16 protein-coding genes and 1 tRNA gene are annotated in these 19,226 nt (G+C 66.8%); 8 read left to right on the forward strand and 9 right to left on the reverse strand.

The window, feature by feature from the left end; all coding sequences use genetic code 11:
- A partial coding sequence (locus MHZ35_RS07185; RefSeq protein ID WP_239434992.1) for an OmpA family protein occupies positions 1–358 on the forward strand: 358 nt, incomplete at its 5' end.
- 277 nt (positions 359–635) lie between these two features.
- Here the strand turns inward: MHZ35_RS07185 and ygfZ are convergent.
- Positions 636–1,385, reverse strand: a complete 750-nt coding sequence (gene ygfZ, locus MHZ35_RS07190; RefSeq protein WP_239434993.1) for a CAF17-like 4Fe-4S cluster assembly/insertion protein YgfZ — start codon at positions 1,383–1,385, stop codon at positions 636–638.
- 43 nt (positions 1,386–1,428) lie between these two features.
- On the opposite strand from ygfZ, the gene MHZ35_RS07195 reads away from it, so the two are divergent.
- On the forward strand, positions 1,429–2,754 hold the full coding sequence (locus tag MHZ35_RS07195) for a dihydroorotase (RefSeq protein ID WP_239434994.1): 1,326 nt from the start codon (positions 1,429–1,431) through the stop codon (positions 2,752–2,754).
- 66 nt (positions 2,755–2,820) lie between these two features.
- On the opposite strand, the gene MHZ35_RS07200 is transcribed toward MHZ35_RS07195, so the two are convergent.
- Complete coding sequence (locus MHZ35_RS07200; protein WP_239434995.1) at positions 2,821–3,561, reverse strand: DUF1134 domain-containing protein; 741 nt, start codon at positions 3,559–3,561, stop codon at positions 2,821–2,823.
- A 165-nt stretch (positions 3,562–3,726) separates the two neighbouring features.
- Here MHZ35_RS07200 and MHZ35_RS07205 point away from each other — a divergent pair.
- A tRNA-Ser gene (locus MHZ35_RS07205) sits at positions 3,727–3,819 on the forward strand.
- A gap of 252 nt (positions 3,820–4,071) precedes the next feature.
- Here MHZ35_RS07205 and MHZ35_RS07210 read toward each other — a convergent pair.
- Positions 4,072–4,848 (reverse strand): SDR family NAD(P)-dependent oxidoreductase, encoded by a 777-nt coding sequence (locus tag MHZ35_RS07210; protein WP_239434996.1) that lies wholly within the window; start codon positions 4,846–4,848, stop codon positions 4,072–4,074.
- 91 nt (positions 4,849–4,939) lie between these two features.
- On the opposite strand from MHZ35_RS07210, the gene MHZ35_RS07215 reads away from it, so the two are divergent.
- Positions 4,940–5,836: a LysR family transcriptional regulator gene (locus tag MHZ35_RS07215; protein WP_239434997.1), complete on the forward strand. Its 897-nt coding sequence runs from the start codon at positions 4,940–4,942 to the stop codon at positions 5,834–5,836.
- 49 nt (positions 5,837–5,885) lie between these two features.
- Here MHZ35_RS07215 and MHZ35_RS07220 read toward each other — a convergent pair whose 3' ends face one another.
- On the reverse strand, positions 5,886–6,800 hold the full coding sequence (locus MHZ35_RS07220) for a hydrogen peroxide-inducible genes activator (RefSeq protein ID WP_239434998.1): 915 nt from the start codon (positions 6,798–6,800) through the stop codon (positions 5,886–5,888).
- A gap of 150 nt (positions 6,801–6,950) precedes the next feature.
- On the opposite strand from MHZ35_RS07220, the gene MHZ35_RS07225 reads away from it, so the two are divergent.
- From MHZ35_RS07225 to MHZ35_RS07235, 3 genes are read left to right on the forward strand one after another with little or no spacing between them, the layout of a single operon-like run.
- Positions 6,951–8,648 (forward strand): ABC transporter ATP-binding protein, encoded by a 1,698-nt coding sequence (locus tag MHZ35_RS07225; RefSeq protein ID WP_239434999.1) that lies wholly within the window; start codon positions 6,951–6,953, stop codon positions 8,646–8,648.
- Entirely contained in the window at positions 8,632–9,714 is a 1,083-nt protein-coding gene (locus MHZ35_RS07230) for an efflux RND transporter periplasmic adaptor subunit (RefSeq protein ID WP_239435000.1), read from the forward strand. The genes MHZ35_RS07225 and MHZ35_RS07230 overlap by 17 nt, the downstream gene beginning before the upstream one ends.
- Positions 9,711–11,159, forward strand: coding sequence for a TolC family protein (locus MHZ35_RS07235; RefSeq protein ID WP_239435001.1), 1,449 nt, complete (start codon positions 9,711–9,713; stop codon positions 11,157–11,159). The genes MHZ35_RS07230 and MHZ35_RS07235 overlap by 4 nt, the downstream gene beginning before the upstream one ends.
- A 96-nt stretch (positions 11,160–11,255) precedes the next feature.
- Here the strand turns inward: MHZ35_RS07235 and MHZ35_RS07240 are convergent, their stop codons facing one another.
- The 5 genes from MHZ35_RS07240 to MHZ35_RS07260 all read right to left on the reverse strand — a co-directional run bounded on the left by MHZ35_RS07240 (position 11,256) and on the right by MHZ35_RS07260 (position 16,164).
- Positions 11,256–12,161, reverse strand: coding sequence for a Csu type fimbrial protein (locus MHZ35_RS07240; protein WP_239435002.1), 906 nt, complete (start codon positions 12,159–12,161; stop codon positions 11,256–11,258).
- A gap of 47 nt (positions 12,162–12,208) precedes the next feature.
- Entirely contained in the window at positions 12,209–14,488 is a 2,280-nt protein-coding gene (locus tag MHZ35_RS07245) for a fimbria/pilus outer membrane usher protein (protein ID WP_239435003.1), read from the reverse strand.
- A gap of 124 nt (positions 14,489–14,612) precedes the next feature.
- A complete protein-coding gene (locus MHZ35_RS07250; RefSeq protein ID WP_239435004.1) occupies positions 14,613–15,341 on the reverse strand; it encodes a fimbrial biogenesis chaperone in 729 nt (242 codons plus the stop codon).
- A complete protein-coding gene (locus tag MHZ35_RS07255) occupies positions 15,338–15,796 on the reverse strand; it encodes a Csu type fimbrial protein (protein WP_239435005.1) in 459 nt (152 codons plus the stop codon). The genes MHZ35_RS07250 and MHZ35_RS07255 overlap by 4 nt, the downstream gene beginning before the upstream one ends.
- Before the next feature lie 71 nt (positions 15,797–15,867).
- The gene (locus tag MHZ35_RS07260) at positions 15,868–16,164 is read right to left on the reverse strand and encodes a hypothetical protein (protein WP_239435006.1); all 297 of its coding nucleotides are present in this window, start codon (positions 16,162–16,164) and stop codon (positions 15,868–15,870) included.
- A gap of 279 nt (positions 16,165–16,443) precedes the next feature.
- On the opposite strand from MHZ35_RS07260, the gene MHZ35_RS07265 reads away from it, so the two are divergent.
- Positions 16,444–19,203, forward strand: coding sequence for a PAS domain-containing hybrid sensor histidine kinase/response regulator (locus MHZ35_RS07265; RefSeq protein WP_239435007.1), 2,760 nt, complete (start codon positions 16,444–16,446; stop codon positions 19,201–19,203).
- Positions 19,204–19,226 lie beyond the last annotated feature (23 nt).

Consider the following 19,226-nt stretch of genomic DNA (forward strand, 5'->3'; position numbering starts at 1 on the left):
GACGGTGTGCACCCCGGGGCCGTACATCGTGTTCTTCGAGTGGGACAAGTCGGACATCACGCCGGAAGCGGCTGGCATCCTCGACAACGCCATCTCGAACTACCAGTCGTGCGGCAACGCGCAGGTCATGCTGGCCGGTCACGCCGACCGTTCGGGCGCAGCCTCGTACAACGTCGGCCTCTCGCAGCGCCGTGCGGACTCGGTCCGTGCGTACCTCGAGGGTCGCGGTATCCCGGGTGGCGTGATCTCCTCGGAAGCGTTCGGCGAGAGCCGCCCGCGCGTCGAGACCGCCGACGGCGTGCGCGAACTCCAGAACCGTCGCGTGGAAATCACCTACGGTCCGGGTTCGGGCATGTAAGTTCGACCCTCTGGTCGAATGGAAATTGGGGAGGTCGGGCAACCGGCCTCCCTTTTTCTTTGCGCAAACGCGAACGGCAGCGTCCAGGCAAACACGCGTGGGGCATGTCGCGACGTCCACGTCGCTGCGTCCAGGCACGGCTCAGCCCGACGCGGACACCTGAGCGCTGACGATCAGGCGCTGGCGCGCAGTCGCCGCCGTGCCACGACGCATCGCTTTTGAACTTGCCGTGGCGCTGAGCGCCAGCCAGCGCCCAGGATCGCCCGGCGGTCGCGTGCTACAGTGCGGCGCTCGCTTTGTCGTCGGCAGCAAGGGCGTTGGCGAGCCAAGCGGGCACGATCGCGTCGCCCAAGGCGTCAACGCGTCGATGCTCCACCATCAACGCCAGTTCCGGATAGATCGCCCGCGTGCGATCGCCCGCCTCGCCGATGGGGGCAACCACCAGGCGACGGTTGACCTTGGACCGGTGGTGCATCCGCGCCGTGTTCTCCTGCCCGACGTAGCAGCCTTTGGTGAAGCTGACGCCCCCGAGCTCTCGTGCGTTGCACTCGAGCCACAGCGTCTTGTCTTGCCCCAGTTCGGCGACGCCCTCCGTCACGCCCAGTGCGAGCCGGTGCGCAAGCCAGCCTCCGGCCGGCGCGGCTGCTGGCGCCAGCCAGCGGCGACCAAGCTCCGCAAGGCGCGGGTCCGCAACTCCCTGCTCCCCATCCGGGCTCCAATGAACGCCATCGGCGACCGGCTCGATCGTGACCGGGCGGCGCAACCGGTACAGCATCAGCCGCCGGGCCAGCGCCTCTGCCTGCGCCGCCTCGCAGTCGATCAGCACGGCATCGCCATCATCCCACAGGATGAAGTCGAAGAGCGCCTTGCCCTGCGGCGTCAGCAGCCCGGACCAGCGTGGCGTTTGAGGAGTTACGGTGCCGACGTCCTGCGTCACCAGCCCCTGGAGGAAGGGACGCGCTTCCGCCCCGCCGACGCGGAGCAACGCACGGTCGGCAAGCCAAGTGCCAGGTCTGGTTTCCGTCATACCGGCAAGGTAGGGAGGCGGTGCAGCAGACGAAAGGGCGACCGTGGCAAGCTTTGACCTCAAACTGGCAGGCGGCACCGTTCACCTGCCCGGCGGACCTGCCGCGCAGGACCTTTGGGTCCGCGAGGGCCGTGTGGCGCAGATCGGCGGGCAGGGTGATGCGGGGGCAGTGATCGACTGTACCGGCCTCGACGTCCTGCCGGGCGTGATCGACACCCAGGTGCATTTCCGCGAGCCCGGCCTCGTCCACAAGGAGGATCTGGAAAGCGGCAGCCGCGCGGCCGTGCTGGGCGGCGTGACCGCGGTGTTCGAGATGCCGAACACCAACCCCAACACCGACAGTGCCGAGGCGATCGCGGACAAGCTCGCGCGTGCCAAGGACCGCATGTGGTGCGACCACGCGTTCTACGTCGGGGCGACGGCAGCGAATGCCGAGCAGCTGGCGGAGCTGGAACGGCTCCCTGGCACGGCGGGGGTGAAGATCTTCATGGGATCTTCGACGGGCAACCTGCTGGTCGACGATGATTCGAACCTGCTCCGCGTCCTGCGCTCCGGCCACCGCCGCGTCGCAATCCATGCCGAGGACGAGGATCGCATGAACGCGCGCGCCGGCGAGCGGGTGGCAGGCGATCCGCGGTCTCATCCGGTGTGGCGGGACGACGAAAGCGCGATGATCGCGACGCGTCGCATCCTGCGGCTGGCGCGGGAGGCGGGCCGGCGGATCCATGTGCTGCACGTCACCACCCCTGCAGAGCTCGAGCTGCTGGGGCAGAACAAGGACGTCGCCTCTTGCGAGGTCACGCCGCAGCACCTGACGCTGGCGGGTGAGGAGGCCTATCCGCGGCTGGGCACCCATGCGCAGATGAACCCGCCGATCCGATCCGGCGCACACCGCGACGGCCTTTGGTATTGGCTGAACCAGGGCGTGCCCGACGTGATCGGTTCCGATCATGCGCCGCATACGCTGGAGGAAAAGGCCAAGCCCTATCCCGCGAGCCCCAGCGGCATGCCGGGCGTGCAGACCTTGCTGCCGCTGATGCTGGACCATGTGGCGGCCGGCAGGCTCGCGCTGCAACGCCTGATCGACATGACGAGCGCAGGTCCGCAGCGCCTCTTCGGCCTGGTCCGCAAGGGGCGCATCGCGGTCGGCTACGACGCCGACTTCACGATCGTGGACCTGAAGAAGCGCTGGACGGTGGAGGAGCCCTGGCTGGCGTCACGTGCGGGCTGGTCCCCGTTCACCGGCATGACGCTGACGGGCAAGCCCATCGGCACGATCATCCGGGGCCAGCAGGTGATGTGGGAGGGGCAACTCGCCTCACAGGCAATCGGCGCGCCGCTGCACTTCGAGGCGGTGGACTTCGGCTGAGCGAGCCGAGGCTGAACGGAGCGGCCGCGGGCGTGTCCCGCGGCCTTCAAGCCTCGACGGCTCCGATCAGAAGGGCATCCACTTCGATTTTTCGGTGAACTTCATATAGCCGATGTTGGCGCCGAGCCGCCAACCCACGCCGAGGCGCACCGGGATCAGCACCACGTCCCCGCGGCGCAGGTAGCTCGCCGAGAACCCGCCGACGAAATAGGCGCGTCCTTCCGCCTGCGGGAAGCGATTGTAGAGTTCCTGCGAATCATAGAGGTTGTAGACCAGCACGAACACCTTGGTCGCGTCGCCGCCCACGTCGAACCCGACCGACGGGCCCGTCCAATAGACCGGCCGCTGGCCCTCCACCCGGTGGCTCATCACGCCGGAGCCGTAGCGCAGGCCGACGACGAACGCGCCGGCCGCCTCGCGGCCCGCAATATAGGCGTTGGGCTCACCCTGATCCTTGAGGATGTTCTCGAGCAGGCCGGCCAGGCCCTCGGCGCCCTTGCCGAACACCCCCTCGGCGGCGTCGATCAGGTCGTCGCGCTTGTAGGTGTCCGCCGATGCCATGGTGGCGCCGGGGGCCGCCGGGGCGTGGGCGGCCGTGGACGCGGAGGGCGCCTGCTGGGCGGAATAGTCCGCCTGCGGCGCGACTGCGGGGTCCGGCTCGGCAGCCGGCGCGGCTTGTTGGGCCCGGGGTGCCGAATCGAGATCGCTATCGATTGCCTCATTGGGATCGACAGTGCGCATCTGCGCGGCCGCGGGCGTGGCCATCGCCACCGCAACGCTTCCCAGCATCAGCCAAAACCTACGCATGCCACTCCCCCGGAGAATTCAGTTCTATCCTCTATCCGCGCCTGCCGCTTACGCTGCAATGAATGACGCGACGACCCGAGTCCTACACGCGCTCGAAAAGCGATGCGACCCCAGTTGATCCCTGCTCGCATGCTGGCTATAGCCGCGCCCTCAAGGCCGGTTCCCGGAGACGTGGGTGAGTGGCTGAAACCAGCGGTTTGCTAAACCGCCGTACCGGGATTACTGGTACCGAGGGTTCGAATCCCTCCGTCTCCGCCAGAACTGATCGATCCTGAGGTATCCGCGAACCGGGTTTTGCCCACTTCGGCACCCACTTCGATATTGGCGTTCTGGCAAACGCCGTCACCGAGATTTCCCGCAGGCGCCGATCTCGGCAGCCGATTGGCTGGCGGTCGTTCGATCTGCCCCGGCAGTTCCCGGGAGGTTGAGGTGGAGGGCTGCGGCCAGCGTTTTCCAGGATGATCACGAAACCGGACGGCCTGACCGACCCCCGTTGTAGGGGATCATCGGCTAACGCAGACCTGGTATCGCGAACCCCCCATCGCTCAGGATCGTCTGGCCGGTGACGAAACCGGCTTCCGCGGTGCAGAGCCAGACGGCGACCGCCGCCACGTCCTCTGGTTCGCCGAGGCGCTTGAGGGCAGCCTGGTCTGCAAGCGCGCGATATGTTTCAGCGCTCAGGCCCGCCGACATGGGTGTGCGGATCACGCCCGGTGCGACGTTGTTTACCCGAATACCCTGCGGGCCCACCTCAAGCGCAAGCGCGCGTGCGAGTGCGTCCAGGCCGGCCTTGCTGGGGGCATAGGCTGACATGCCCGGCGTCGCCGCCTCGGCGACGAAGGACGATGTGTTCACGATGCTGCCCCGACGTCCGGACGCAATCATGGCCCTGATCTCTGTACGAGCCAACAGCCATACGCCGCGCAGGTTGGTGGCGATGACAGTGTCGAAATCCTCGACGGTCATCTCGACGATGGGTTTGTACGCGCCCAACGTGCCGGCGTTGTTGAAGGCCGCATCGAGCGGCCCCAGCCTGTTCTCCACGTCTGCAATCAGCCGCTCGACGGCCTGCTCATCCGAAACGTCGGTCGGCAGTGCCACCGCCCGACCCCCTGCATGCTCGATCGCCTCCGCCACTTCGACCAACGGAGCTTCGCGCCGCCCTGCCAAGGCGACCGCCGCGCCTTCCCGCGCGAACAGAATCGCGGCTGTCCTTCCGATGCCGCTGCCAGCGCCCGTCACCAGGGCAACCTTACCTGCCAGCCTGCCGATGTTGGGGTTCGTCATGCCGATCTCCTTTGTCCGCGCACAAGATCGTTGATGTCGTGACCGAAACAATTGACTCTTTCAGCAACACACTCCTGAACAGGGAACAGCAATGCGCGGGGTGGAATATGCAGAGTTGGCGGCGTTTCTCGCCGTCGCGCGCGAGCGCAGCTTCCGTCGCGCGGCCGATGCGCTGGCGGTGTCCCCTTCCGCAATCAGCCATACGGTAAGGGCGTTGGAAGCAAGGCTCGGCGCCAGGCTCGTCAACCGAACGACCCGCAGCGTCTCCCTGACGGAAGCCGGGCAGCGCCTGCACGATCGAGTGGCGCCCGCTTTCGCCGATATCAAGGGCGCCGTGCAGGAGATCGCCACCGGCGCTGCTGCACCGTCCGGACTGGTGCGCCTGACCGTACCGCGCGTCGCCGCGCAGATGGTTCTGGCTCCCATCCTGGGCTCTTTTCTGGCCAGCTTCCCCAAGATCCGCCTGGAGGTGACCGTCGACGACGCTCTGGTGGACAGCGTTGCGGATGGGTTCGACGCCGGCATCCGCCTGGCCGATCAGGTACGGCGGGACATGGATGCGGTTCCGGTGAGCGGATCGCTGCGCGGCGTCGTCGTGGGTTCGCCCGCGTATCTTGCGGCCCACGGCATACCCGGCTCGCCCGACGATCTTCACCGCTTTCGCTGGCTCAACTACCGCCAGCCGTTCAGCGGCCGACTGCTGCCGTGGGAGTTCGTTCGGGGCAGCGAAACGGTGGCACTGTCCCTCGACGGCCCTCTTGCCTCCAACGACCCGGACCTGTTGATCGCGGCGACGCTGGACGGCGCTGGCCTAGCCTATCTGACCGAAGCGACGGTCGCCGATCATCTCGCCACCGGACGGCTGCTGCGGGTGCTCGACGATTGGTGCCCGACGTTTCCGGGGTGGCAGCTGTACTTTCCCAAGGGTCGACACATCGCGCCCGCGTTGAAGGCGCTGATCGGCTTCCTGTCGCAACCATCGCGCTAAGAGGACGGGGGGGATACGGCAGGCCAAGCGCAGCTGTTTTCCAAGGCTCCTACGCCGATTGCGGCGTGGACCACATCCCTGCGGCACGCTGCACATGATCGGCGATGAGCCGGAAGGCCTGGTCCATGACCGACGACCTTCGCCACGCCAGCGCAATTGAGCGGTGGGCGTTCCAGCCGGCCACGTCCAGAACGGCGAGTCCCGCGGATCCGCCGACGTCGGACGACAGGTACAGCCCCGGCAGGACCGACAGTCCTAGGCCGCTCGCGACCATCTGGTGAAGGCTGTCGAGGCTGGTGCCTTCATAGTCACGGCTGAGCGCCAATCCGAATTCCTCCGCGATGCCGGCGACCTGACGGTGAAGATGGTGGCGCGTGTCGAGGGACAGCAGGGTCTGCCCAGACAGCACCGCCCGATCGACAGTGCCGGCCGCCGCAATGTCGGCGTCGACGGCGGACACGAGATGCAGGGGTTCGCGGAACAACGGCTCCACCACCAGATCCTCCCCCATGATCGGCAACGGCCCCAGCAAGGCGTCGAGATCCCCGCGGGAGAGTTCGAGCGCCTGCCGGTCGGGAATGCCTTCGCGCACGTACAGGCGCAGGCCCGGTGCCGCGCGGTGCAGGTCCGCGATGATCGGCGAGAGGAGGTACGGGCCTAGCGTCGGCGTGGTGCCCAGGCGAAGCGTGCCGGTTATGCCGCCCGCGGCCCCCGCCGCCAGCGTCTCGATATCGCGCACTTCGCCCAGCACCTGCCGCGCCCGGGCAACGATGCTTCGGCCGATCGGGGTGAGGATGGCGCCACCCGCCGCGCGATCGAACAGCGAGACGTTCAGGCGCGCTTCCAGCGCCTTGATCTGCTGGCTGAGGCTCGGCTGGCTGACCCGCACCGATCGGGCGGCCTGAACGAAGGACCCGGTATCGGCGATCGCCACCAGGTACTGAAGCTGACGAAGGGTGGGCATGGCGGTTTCCGCGATTGGCTGCCGACCGATGCCAGCATTTCCAGAATTTTGATAGGCAGGTCCTATGGGCTGCATAGACGGCTCCGCCTTGCCTCCCTGGGGGCTTTCCCGGAATGGGGCCGGCCCAGGCAGCAGCGGTGCGAGGCGTAAGTGGCGGCGGGCAAACGGATTGGCTTCAGGCAGGCGATCGCCTGGATCTCGGAGATTGTCGGACCCGACACCGCCTATGTGCGGCTGGGCATCGTGTACACGATCGCGATCAGCCTGCTGTCGCTGGCGACGCCGATCTCGGTCCAGTTGCTCATCAACAGTGTCGCCAACATCGCCATGCCCGCGCCCTTGTGGTCGCTGTCCGGCGTGCTGCTGCTGCTGCTGCTGATGGTCGCGACGCTGAGCGCGGCGCGCGTGTACCTGATGGCGGCGTTCGAACGACGCGTGTTCGCCCGGGTGGTGGCGGAGGTTACCGTGCGTGCCGTGCACGCGCAGAACCCGTTCTTCGGCGACGCTGGCCGCGGTGACCTGTTCAATCGCTACTTCGACCTCACCGTTGTTCAAAAGGCGGTGCCCGGCCTCGTGATCGGCGCGTTCACCATCCTGCTGCAGGCGGTCGTCGGGCTGGTGGTGACGAGCTTCTACCACCCCTTTTTTCTCGCCTTCAACGTCGTGTTGGTGATCGCAGTGCTGCTGGTCTGGCTGATCTGGCAGCGCGGGGCGATCACCGGGTCGGTCGCGCTGAGCCATGCCAAGCACGACACGGCGCGCTGGCTGGAAAGCGTGGGCAGCTCCAACGGATTCTACAAGTCAAGCCGGCACCTCGGCTTCGCCATGGACCGGTCCGAGGCGATGACCGCCGCCTATGTCGGCGCGCACCGCCGCCTGTTCCGGTACACGTTCGCGCAGACGCTGAGCTTCCTGCTGATCTACGCATTCGCCAGCGCCGCGTTGCTGGCGCTGGGCGGCAACCTGATCCTCAGGAACGAGCTGTCGGTCGGCCAGCTGGTCGCGGCCGAGCTGATCCTATCGGGCGTGTTCTACGGCATCTCGCAGCTCGGCTACTACCTCGACATCTTCTACGATCTGGTGGCCGGTTCGGAGGAGCTGTCGCTGCTGTTCGCGCTTCCTCAGGAGCGTCCGCCGGTAGGGGAGGCAGGCGCTCCCGGCGACGGTGCGCTCAGGCTCATGGACGTGGCGTTCGAGAATGTACGCTTCGACTTTGCGGTCGATGCCGGCGAACAGCTCGTGGTGGTGGCCGAGCCGGAGGCGGAACGCAGGCTCGCGATGCTGCTGAAACGCTATGTCCAGCCCGAACAGGGGCTGGTGCTGATCGGGGGCGCCGATCTGGAAGCCCTCGACATGTATCTGCTGCGCTCGCAGGTGCTGGTGCTCGACCGGCCCACCATCGCGGAGGTGACGATCCGCCAGTATCTGTCGCTCGCCGCGAGCGACGTGTCTGCCGTCCGGATGCAGGAGGCACTGGCGGCGGTGGGGCTCCAGCAACGGATCGCGCGGCTTCCGGAGGGATTGGACACGCCGCTCGCCTCGACCGGCTATCCGCTCGGGCTGGGCGCGATGATGGCGCTCAAGCTCGCCAATGCCTTGTTGGTCGCGCCCCGGCTGCTGATGCTCGGGCAGCTCTACGACCTGCTACCGCCCGGTCGGCTGGCGAGCGTGCTGCGGATGCTGAAGGCGCGCGGCACCACCACGCTGCTGTTCAGCGGCCGTCCGGAGGACCTGGCGCTGGATGGCTGGTTCCATCTCGGCTCCAAGCATCAGCAGCGCTTCGCCACGCTTCGCGATCTCCAGGACCACCTTGCCCATGGGGAGGAGGCCGATGCCCTATCGTCCTGAACATCTTTCGCACTTCGGAACGCTCGCACGGCAGCGCCCACCGCGCATGCTGGTTGCGCTCGCCTGGATGGTGACCATCGGGATCTGCGTATCGGTGTTCATCCTGTTCGCCGTGCCTTGGGTGCAAACCGCGCAGGGCCAAGGCCAGGTTGCCGCGCTCGATCCCGGCGATCGCGCGCAGGAAGTGTCCGCCCTCGTGGGCGGGCGGGTCGAGCGCTGGTACGTCCATGACGGCCAGCATGTCGCCGCTGGCGATCCGATCGCGCGGGTGGTCGACCTCGATCCCAACCTTCTTTCCCGCCTTGCCGCCGAACGCGCCCAGGTGGAGGCGGAGATCGCGGCAGTGCGTCAGGCGCAATCCGTTGCCGCCATCGACGTGGGCCGCAGCGGTCAGCTGCTGGCCGAAGGACTGGGATCGCGACGCGACTACGAACAGGCGCAGATCAAGGTCGCCGATGGTGCGGCCAAGCTTGCGGAATCGCGCGCCAAGCTCAACCGCATCGACGTCCAGCTCAACCGGCAGTCGGCGCAGCTGGTTCGCGCACCGCGCGACGGACGCATCCAGAGCATCAATGCCGCCGCCGGCGGGGCGCTGGTCTCGGCCGGAACCGTGCTGGCGGTCGTCGCGCCGGAGCGGGTGGAGCGGGCGGTGGAGCTGTTCGTCGACGGGCGCGACGTTCCGCTGATCCAGCCCGGCCGGCCGGTGCGGCTCGAGTTCGAAGGCTGGCCGGCCATCCAGTTCAGCGGCTGGCCCGCGGTCGCGCACGGACTGTTCGACGGCAGGGTACGCTCGCTCGACCCGACGGCTTCGGCGTCCGGCATGTTCCGCATCCTGGTCGAGCCGGTGCCCGGCAAGCCGGCATGGCCCGATCGCCGGTTCGTGCGGCTCGGCGGCAAGGTCCAGGGCTGGATCCAGGGGGAAACCGTGTCGGTAGGGTATGAGCTTTGGCGTCAGCTCAACGACTTCCCGCTCGATTTCGGACAATCGCAAGAGGCCGTAGCGAAGGGCGGCGCGCCCAAGGAAGACGAAGCCAAGGCGGCATTGAAGGCGGGCAAGGCAAAATGATCGTGCGCGTCGGACTGGCCGTACTGCTGTGCCTGGCGCCGTGCACCGCGAGCGCGCAGACCCCGCCTACTACGGCCGATGTCGCAGCCGCGCCGCTGACACTTGCCGAGGTGCTGCGCATATCCGCGCGCGCCGCACCGCAGATCGTGGAGCAGCTCGCCCGCATCCGCCAGGCGGAAGGCCGGGCGCTCGCCGCCGAAGGTGCGTTCGACACGGTGTTCGACGTGGACGGCCGGTCGCGCGCGCTCGGCTATTACGACGGAAGCGTGGTTGAGGGCCGTGCAACCCGCCCGTTCACCGACAACGGCGGCTATGCCTATGGCAACTACCGCGTGTCGCGCGGCAGCTTCCCCGTCTACGAGGACCAATATTACACCAACCGAGCCGGCGAGCTAAAGGTCGGTGTGCTGTATGCCTTGTTGCGCGACCGTCTGGTGGACGAACGCCGTACTCGCCGCACGCTGGCCGCAGGCGATCTGGGCCTTGCCCGCTTCGAGGCGAATGCCGTCGCCATCGGCGTGCAGCGAAGGACGATCGACGCCTATCAGAACTGGGTGGCCACCGGCCTCCGGCTGCGTGCGTATCGCGATCTTCTCGCCCTGACGGAAAGCCGGCGGGGAGCGATCGCGCGACAGGTCGAACTGGGTGCCCGGCCACAGATCCTGCTCACGGAAAACGAGCAGAATCTGGTGCGACGCCGGGCGCTGGTGGTGCGGGCCGAAGGCGATTTCCAGACGGCGGCAAACGCGCTGTCGCTCTATCTGCGTGACGAGAACGGCGAGCCTCTGGTGGTCGGGGCCGAGCGGCTTCCGGCCGATGCCGACGCACTGGGGGGCGTAGCATCGGTGGCGTCCGTCGAGGCGGACGCGCTCGCCGCGCGCCGCCCCGACATTCAGACGGTGCTGGCGCGCATCGACCAGTCGCTGTTGCGGCTGGCGCAGGCCGAGAACGAGCTCAAGCCCCGCCTCGACCTGCGCGGCGAGCTGGGCAAGGATGTGGGACCGGAAGGGCTCGGGGGCTCCAGCCGCACCCCGCTGGAGGCGATCGTCGGCTTCCGCTTCTCCGTCCCGCTTCAGAACCGCGCCGCCAAGGGGCGCGTCGCCGAAGCCCGGGCGGAAATGGACGCCCTTAACGCGCGCGGCAGGTTCCTGCGCGACCAGGTCGCGGTGGAGGTGGAGGGGATCACCATTGCGCTGGGCGCAGCCGAACGACTGGCGGAAGCCGCCGAACAGGAACGGGTCCTGGCCGAGCGCCTGGCGGAAGGCGAGCGACGGCGGTTCGCGCTCGGATCGAGCGACTTCTTCCTGGTGAACCAGCGTGAGGACACCGCCAACGACGCCCGCGTACGCCTGATCGACGCGCAGGCGCGGATCGCTGCAGCCCGCGCTGAACTCGCCGCGGCAACAGCAGATCGGGTCGCCTTGGGGTTGCAACCCCAGGATTGACCCGGCGTGCGAACGCGCGGGTCAAGTGAGGGAGGACGGAGGCGAAGGCGCCCACGCGGCGTCGGCGACCCCGAGAAGCCGTTTCGGTTCCGGCGACTAGAAGTGCAGGACCACGGTCACCGCATCGGCATAGCTTCCTACCGGCGGGGGCATCGGCATGGTCACGCGGCCGTAGACGGGGTTGGACTGCACGGCGCCGATTCCCGTCCCGGCAATCGTCCCGTCGATCGGGATGAGCTGCGATCGGGCACTGTCACGATAGAGTCGGTAGGGTACATGATCGCCGCCCGCGCTTCGCATGCGACGTTCGCTTCCATCGGGAGACTGCCCGCCATCGAAACTCAGCGCCCAGCTGGTCCCGGCTGGACATGTCACCTGTACGGAGCCGACCGCGTCCACTTCCGTCCAGAAGCCCGCGGGCGCGCCGAAATCCACGGCTTCGATGATGCCCAGGTTGCACGCCTCGACAAGGTTGGCCGTGATGTTGATGCTGAAGTCCAGTCCGTTGAGGTCATTCAGCTGAGAGACGCAGGTCTGCGATCCTGCGGCCAGAAACCCCAAAACGGTGTTGAAGAAAAAGCCCTGGTACGTTCCGACGGGGGACGGCTGCCCGGCCGGTATTCGGCCGTAGAACGTCAGCACACCGCTGATCGTGCCCCCCGCTGCGACCGTGACGGATTGCGCGATCGGCAGCGTCTTGGACCAGACTATGGTAGCGGCAGGATCGACATACACGTTGAAATCGAGCGTGTTCGCACCGTTCAGGAGCTTGGGCTGGTCGGCTGTTCCCGGGTAGCTTGGATTGCCGATGCCGATGCAGATGGTGAAGGTCCTGGGCGTCGGGTCGAAACTCCGGCAGGTGTAGCGGACATCCCCGCTGGCGGTGAGCGAACTGCCGAAATCGAGCGTCGCCGGCTGGGTGGTGAGCGAACAGACGGTATTCGCCTTCGCCGGCTGCGGCGCCAGCAAAGCAAGCAGCGCCACCAAGGCAGCCAGCAGCATCAGGATGGCAGGGGCATGGCGTCCGGAACGGCCAGGAAGCGAACGGATCATTGGCATACCAGTGGCCCGACTTGCGGCAAGTTCCCCGCGATCGGCAGGAAGTCGAAGCTTGCGCGGCATTCGCCCCCGTCCGCCCGCTGGATGAGGAGACGATTGTGTTCGGCCAGCCCGGTGAGGAATACACGGCCATCGTGCCCGACCACGATCGGGTCGCCCACGCCCTCCACCGTCAGCACCGAACCCAGCGCCAGCGGCCGACCCGCGCCGTCGATCAGAATGACCACGGCCGATGCCTCGCGACGAACGGCGAAGTCGACGATGACCCCGGCCCGATCGTCGGGGACGACCTCGATTTCGGTTCGGGCGGCGCTCAGATCGAGCGGGAGGTTGGTCGGGTCTATCTCGATGCGGTTGACCGCCAGCGAGCGCAGCGACGGCAACAGCGCACGGCCGCGCGCATCGGTATGTCCGACCTTCCGCGAATCGACCAGCAGCGGCGTGTTGGGACCGGCGCCACGGACCACGGCGAAGCTCCGGTCGACCGTCGGCGCCAGGAACACGCCGCCCATCGCGACGATCGATCCTTCGATGAAGCCGTTGACCTGCGTCCTGTTGCCGAAGTTGTCGATCCCCCCGCCGACGATGGCGTGATGTCCTCGATACCGGACGTCGGCGGCGCGGTAGTCGGTTCCGACGCCGGAGACGACCTCCTGGCTGGATAGATTGACGTTCCAGGAACCTTCGCCGTAGCCGGTGTTGTAGGAGAGACGCGACGAAATCCGCGTCGCATCGTCCGAGTGCGCGACGTTCGCCGATGCCGTGCTGCGCCGGCCAAGGGCCACGCTCAGCCCCAGGGCAACGCCATATCTCCTGTCGTCCCCGAAGTCCTTGTACCCATTGACCCACAGCGACACGTTCGACCCGAACCCGCGTTGCGCGGAGAAGTTCGCGACGCGCAGATCCTGCTTCACGAGTTTCACCCGGGTGTAGGCCAGGTTCACCCCCGTGCCGGCGATCGAGAAACTCGCGCCCGCGCGTTCGATCCTGCGCGCGAAGGCCACGAGCAACGGATCGTCGTCTGGTGTCGGCAGCAGATCTGGTGGCAGGCTCGGGTCGGGATCGCCCAGCGGGCCCGCCCGTCGTGCGGCATGGAGGGCGGTTGCCCCCACGAGCGTCTGGTAGTGGGCGTCCGAACGTTCGATCCCACCGAACAGGTCGATGCCCAGCAGGCGGGCCTGCGCTTCCAGCAACAAGCGCGTGCCGGTGTGCTTCCGGAAGCGGCTTGCCGAGGCGCCCGCAGAAATCGCCCCGAAGCCGCCCACTCGTACCGTGCCGCCCACGCCCGCGAGGACGTGCCCGCCCATGCCCTCAAGATGGCTCCGCACGGTGAATGCGTCGGAAACGCCATATCGGACGCTTCCGGAGCCCGCGATGCGGGACGCGTAATCGAAGGATTTGGCGCCGTAGTTCAGCCGGGGAAGGCCGGCCTCGACCGAGAAATCCAGCTTCCCCTTCGGCAACAGGCGGGGAACGAAGAACAATTGCTTGCTGATGGTCGTTTCGCGTCCCATCGCATCCGTCAGCACCACCGTCGCGGTCGCGCCGCCGCCCATGCTGGGCAACGAACGAAACTGGAAGGGGCCGCGGCCCACCGAGCCCGAATAGTAGCGCAACCCGTTCAGATACAGGTCGATCGTGGACGGGACCGCCGCCGATCCGCTCAGCATCGGGAGCGCGGTGGTGATCAGATCGGGCCGGGATTCGAAATCGCGCTGGATCTGGATGCCGGCAAGCCGATAGGCGGTCGTCATCTCGCCCACGCCCCCGATCGTGTCGCCGAGCGTCAGCGCGATCGCTGTTCTCACATCGACCATGCGCCAGTAGGTGTCGAGGCGCGTGTGATCGATCTTGTCCCTGCCGTCTGCGGCGAGAGTGGCATATCCGGTCGTCGTCGCGACCCCCAGGCGGGTGAGGATGCGCAGGTCATATTGCGCCGATGCCTGGCTGTCGTCACCAAGATCGGCATAGACGCCATAGTTGAGCAGGGCGCCGGTGTTGCGGCTAAGCTTGTCCAGATCGATGTTCCGGGGGGCGATCCCCACATCCAGCACCATCGGAATGACCGCGGCGTCGGTCGCGTCGATCTCTACCGATTGCGCGCCTTCGACATAGCGGTAGGTGACGCCCGGCAGGTCATCCAGGCGAACGAGATCTGCCGGAGAGGGCGCAGCCGGAACTTTCAGCCCGAGGCTCCGCAGGCGTTCGGCCGTTGCCGCGAGCGTTCCGTCGGGAAGCTGGACGAACTCCCACAGCAAGCGAGACCGCACGCCGTTCACCCGAGCCTCAAGAATGAGTGCAATGCCCGCCTGAGGATTCGACTGCGCGCGTGCTGGTACGGGAGTCCAGCTCACGCCAGCAGTCGCCACCATCAGCGCGGGCAAGAGGCACAGGTCAGTTGCTCGCGACCGCGATCGGCGTGCGGACTTCACGGTCGCCAACTTCGGCCACAAGTGTCAGGTTGGCGTTGGCCGGGGGAAGCGAGGCATTGGCCCCCGACGTCCACCGCCGCATCGTTCCGGGTAGAACATACCCGTTGAGACCGCTTCCAAACGACACGTTCCCCACGCTCAGCGCTTCGACGCGCGCGTGACCCGTGCCAGTGTTCGTCGCTTCCACGATCAGGCGGCCGCCCGAGCGATAGGCCTTCCAGGAAAGTTTGGGGGAGGCGTTCGCTGCGCCGAAGAAGACCGGCAGGTCGTATCGGATGCGAATGTCGACCGTGCGCGCCGCGGGACCTTCCCGCCCCGTGGCGGGCAGTTCATCCACCCAGAGCCGATAGCTTTTCTCGCCGCTTGCCACCGCGCCCGCCGTGCGCGCGATCCGGACGGTATAGGAAGCGCCGCTGGGGATCGTCGTCGCCGGCGGGCTCACGACCACATCCGTGGTGGGCTTGAGCGTATCGGTCCCGTTCGTCTGCGACCATTCGAACACGCGCATCTGGACGCCGATCTTGTCGGCGCTGGTATTCTGGAGCGTGATCGCGGATGCCTGTGATGGCGCGCTTACCGCGACACGCAGCGGTTCCACCCGAAGGGATGCTTGCGGCGCGGCGGTGCTCGGGACGGTGAGAAGAGCCGCAAGGGCGACGGACAAACGCACGTACATCGCGATCTCCTTCAAAAGCTGACTGTTACGATGACGTTGTCGGTATAGCGGTCGGCGGGTGGCGCCGGAGTCAAAGGGGGCACCCGACCGTAGATGGGAAGCGGCTGGTAGGCGCCGTTGGCGGTTACGGAGATCGTCGAAAGAACGTTGGTTCGCGCGGCGTCGCTGTAGATCTGGTAGGGGATCAACTGAGCGGTGTTCACCGCACCCCGCATCGCCCGGTTATCGACGTTGGCGGAGTTCTCGCCCGTGCCGAACGCGACGTCGTACGTCGTGCCTGCATTGCAGCGTATTTCGATGCCGCCGACCGTTCCGGTACCAATCTCCCGGTCGATTGCCGCGTCGATCCGGGATGTGGTTCCGAAATCCAGTTCCGCGTCACCCCCGCCGATCGTACTGCCGGGCCAGGAGATTTCACATGCTTCCTCGACGATCAGGCGAACATCGAGGGATCCGGTGTCCTGGTTCACCTGAGCATAGGCCGGTGTGGCCGACGCAAAGGCAAGAACATAGGCGATGGCTGACGATCGTCGCATGATGATCAAACTCCTTTGGCCGACGTATGAAGGGTTGAGTTTGCCAAAAGCGCGCCTAACCCGTTGAGCATGACGGAGGTCTGTCGCGGAATCTGGTTCGACTGCTGCCGTCCTGAAGTTGGCGAGGCGGAAAGTCCCTTCAAAATACTGAAGATGAGCGTCGAACCTGAGTCGTGTCCGTGACTTGATTGTTTGGTGTCTGGATTGGCATAGTCGACAGAAGCATCGGCGCCGGTGTCGATCTCTCTGGTGCTTACACTCTTTGGCAAAGCAACCAGAATATCGAGCCTGCTGCCGCGCATGACCGCTCCGTTGGGATCTTAGAACTACGGAAAAGAAAATCGCCTCGTGCGCGGTTCGGAACCATCAGGATAAGCCCAAGCTGGTCCTGAGATTTCCCCTGACTGGAGGCTGCCGCTCCGTCTTCGAAGCGGTGAGCCGGCCGCGCCAAGGCTGCCTACTCCGCAGCCATCACCGGCGCCGAAGGCATGCGCGTGCCGGGCGGGTCGGAAGGATCCGCGGCGGTTTAGACAAACGCGTGGCAGGACGGCAACTTACGTCGCCACGCGCGTTTCCTGATCATGGACGCGCGCGACACTCCTCCCGACCCGGGACCCACGCAGGGGGACGAGCGCGAGCGCCTGGCGCAGATGTTCGAACAGGCGCCCAGCATGATGGCGCTGCTGCGGGAACCGAACCACCGCATCGTCCTCGCCAACCCGGCGTTCCAGCGGCTTTTCGGCGACGCGCCGATCGTCGGACGCATCGCGGCAGAGGTCCTTCCGCAAGCCTTTTCCGCGACGGGAGTGAACCGGCTGGACGAAGCCTTTCGAACGGGCGAGCCGATCCGGATCACGGATGCGCGGCTGCCGATCCAGTCCGGCGTTCCCGGGGCGTCGGACGAGCGGATCCTGGACCTGCTGCTTCAGCCGGTCCGGGACCCCGGCGGCGACGTGATCGGCATCTTCGTGCAGGGATCCGACGTCACCGATCGGGTTCTTGCCGAGCGTCGGCTGAAGAGCAGCTTCGAGATCAAAACCGTAGGCATCATCTATTGGGGGCCGGACTTCGGGCTCACCCGGGTGAACGATGCGTTCCTGCGCATGACGGGCTTCACGCGCGAGGAAGCGCTGGGGCTGACATGGCAGGAGCTTACGCCACCGGAGTTCTGGCCCGCGTCCGAATGGGCCGTTCACCAGGTGAACACGGTCGGTGAGGCGATCCCGTACGAGAAGCAGTATTTTCGCAAGGACGGTACCCGCTGGTGGGGCTTGTTCGCGCCGCGCCGGGTCAGCGCGGAGGAGGTGGTCGAATTCGTCCTCGACGTGACCGAACGCCGGGAAGCGGAAGAAGCGGTCCGCGATCGCGAGCAGAGGCTGCGGCTGATCGTCGATTCGGCCACCGACTATGCCATCATGACGCTGAGCCCCGACCGGCGGATCACCAGCTGGTCGCCGGGAGCCGCAAAGACCTTTGGCTATGACGCCGCCGAGGTCCTCGGCGAACTGGTCGACATCCTCTTCACCCCCGAAGACCGCGAGGCAGGCATTCCTGCCCAGGAGGCGGAGACGGCAAGACGCGCCCGATCCGCTGCAAACGTTCGCTGGCACCTACGCAAGGACGGCAGCCGGGTGTTCATCAACGGCTCGTCGAACCTACTGCGGAGCGCCGCTGGCGAGGAGATCGGCTTCCTGAAGATCGGCCGGGACGAATCCGATCGTCGCATGGCCGAAGACGTGCTCCGGGAAACCGAACAGCGCTATCGGCTCGCCGCCCAGGCGACGAACGACGTCATCTGGGACTGGAACCTCCAGACCGATCACCTCCGCTGGTCCGAGGCGATGGGCACGATGTTCGCCTATGGGCCCGGCGACCTCGAAGAAACCGGGCGCTGGTGGAAGAGCAAGATCCACCCTGAGGATCGCGACCGGGTCGTCAGCAGCATCGAGCGCGCGATCGCCGGCCGGGACAAGGGCTGGGCGGCGCAATATCGGTTCGAACGCAAGGACGGCAGCCATGCCGAGGTACTCGACCGGGGCACGGTGCTTCGCGACGAGACAGGGCAGGCGCGCCGGATGGTCGGCGCCATGCACGACCTAACGCCGCACAAGCAGGCGGAAGCGGTCCTGCGCCAGCTCAACGAGACGCTGGAGCACCGGGTGCTGGAGGAAGTCGCCGCCCGCATGAAGATCGAGGATACGCTGCGCCAGAGCCAGAAGCTGGAGGCGATCGGCCAGCTCACCGGCGGGGTTGCGCACGACTTCAACAACCTCCTGACCGTGATCCGTGGCGCGGCCGAGATGCTGCGTCGTCCCACGCTCCCGGAGGAGAAGAAGGCGCGGTACATCCAGGCCATCGCCGATACCGCCGATCGCGCGGCGAAACTCACCAGCCAGCTGCTGGCATTCTCCCGGCGCCAGGCGCTCAAGCCGGAAGTGTTCAACGTCGGGCACCGCATCGAAGGCATCCGGGACATGCTCGCGACGGTGGTCGGGGCCGGGGTGACCCTCGCGGTCAACACGGATTGCGACGTCTGCTATGTCGAGGCGGATCCCAGCCAGTTCGAGACCGCGCTCGTCAACATGGCGGTGAATGCGCGCGATGCCATGAAAGACGTCGGCGAACTGAGGATCGAGATCGAGCCGACGAGCAGCATTCCTCCGGTACGGGGCCACCGTGCCAGCACCGGTGACTTCGTCGCCGTGCGGGTGTCCGACAGCGGCAGCGGCATCGACGCCGAGAAGCTGGCCCAGATCTTCGAACCGTTCTTCACGACCAAGGAGGTCGGCAAGGGCACCGGGCTGGGGCTCAGCCAGGTCTATGGTTTCGCCAAACAATCGGGAGGCGAAGTGGCGGTGGAGAGCGTGGTCGGGGAGGGAAGCACCTTCACCATGTTCCTCCCGCGCGTTCCCGCGGAGGTGGGTGAGGCAACGGTGGCCCAGTTGCGCGAAGAGGCGCAGGGGAGGGGGCACATCCTGGTCGTCGAGGACAATGAGCAGGTCGGGGCGTTCTCGACCGATCTCCTGGCCGAACTCGGTTTCACGACGACCTGGGCGCCCAATGCCGACGCCGCCCTGCGGCACTTGGCCGAAAACCCGCGGCACTATGCCGCGGTGTTCTCGGACGTGGTGATGCCGGGGATGAACGGCGTCGAACTCGGGCTGGAGATCCGACGCCGCGAGCCGGGCCTCCCCGTGATCCTGACCAGCGGGTACAGCCATGTGCTGGCACAGGAGGGGAGCCACGGCTTCGAGCTGTTGCACAAGCCCTATTCGATCGAGGATCTGACGCGGGTGTTGCGCCGCGCCATCCTGGACCGATCCACGGCGCGGGCTCGGTAAGCCGGCGCTTCGCGCGCGCCGTG

This window comes from Sphingomonas sp. ACRSK (genome assembly GCF_022346685.1).
Lineage (GTDB): Bacteria > Pseudomonadota > Alphaproteobacteria > Sphingomonadales > Sphingomonadaceae > Sphingomonas > Sphingomonas molluscorum.

Excerpts from the sequence above, each read along its gene's own strand:
- MHZ35_RS07240 (WP_239435002.1), bottom strand. The coding sequence starts at position 12,161 with ATGCTGCTGGCTGCCTTGGTGGCGCTGCTTGCTTTGCTGGCGCCGCAG.
- MHZ35_RS07230 (WP_239435000.1), top strand. The coding sequence starts at position 8,632 with ATGCCCTATCGTCCTGAACATCTTTCGCACTTCGGAACGCTCGCACGG.
- MHZ35_RS07210 (WP_239434996.1), bottom strand. The coding sequence starts at position 4,848 with ATGACGAACCCCAACATCGGCAGGCTGGCAGGTAAGGTTGCCCTGGTG.
- MHZ35_RS07235 (WP_239435001.1), top strand. The coding sequence starts at position 9,711 with ATGATCGTGCGCGTCGGACTGGCCGTACTGCTGTGCCTGGCGCCGTGC.
- MHZ35_RS07265 (WP_239435007.1), top strand. The coding sequence starts at position 16,444 with ATGGACGCGCGCGACACTCCTCCCGACCCGGGACCCACGCAGGGGGAC.
- MHZ35_RS07215 (WP_239434997.1), top strand. The coding sequence starts at position 4,940 with ATGCGCGGGGTGGAATATGCAGAGTTGGCGGCGTTTCTCGCCGTCGCG.
- MHZ35_RS07220 (WP_239434998.1), bottom strand. The coding sequence starts at position 6,800 with ATGCCCACCCTTCGTCAGCTTCAGTACCTGGTGGCGATCGCCGATACC.
- ygfZ (WP_239434993.1), bottom strand. The coding sequence starts at position 1,385 with ATGACGGAAACCAGACCTGGCACTTGGCTTGCCGACCGTGCGTTGCTC.
- MHZ35_RS07260 (WP_239435006.1), bottom strand. The coding sequence starts at position 16,164 with ATGCGCGGCAGCAGGCTCGATATTCTGGTTGCTTTGCCAAAGAGTGTA.
- MHZ35_RS07200 (WP_239434995.1), bottom strand. The coding sequence starts at position 3,561 with ATGCGTAGGTTTTGGCTGATGCTGGGAAGCGTTGCGGTGGCGATGGCC.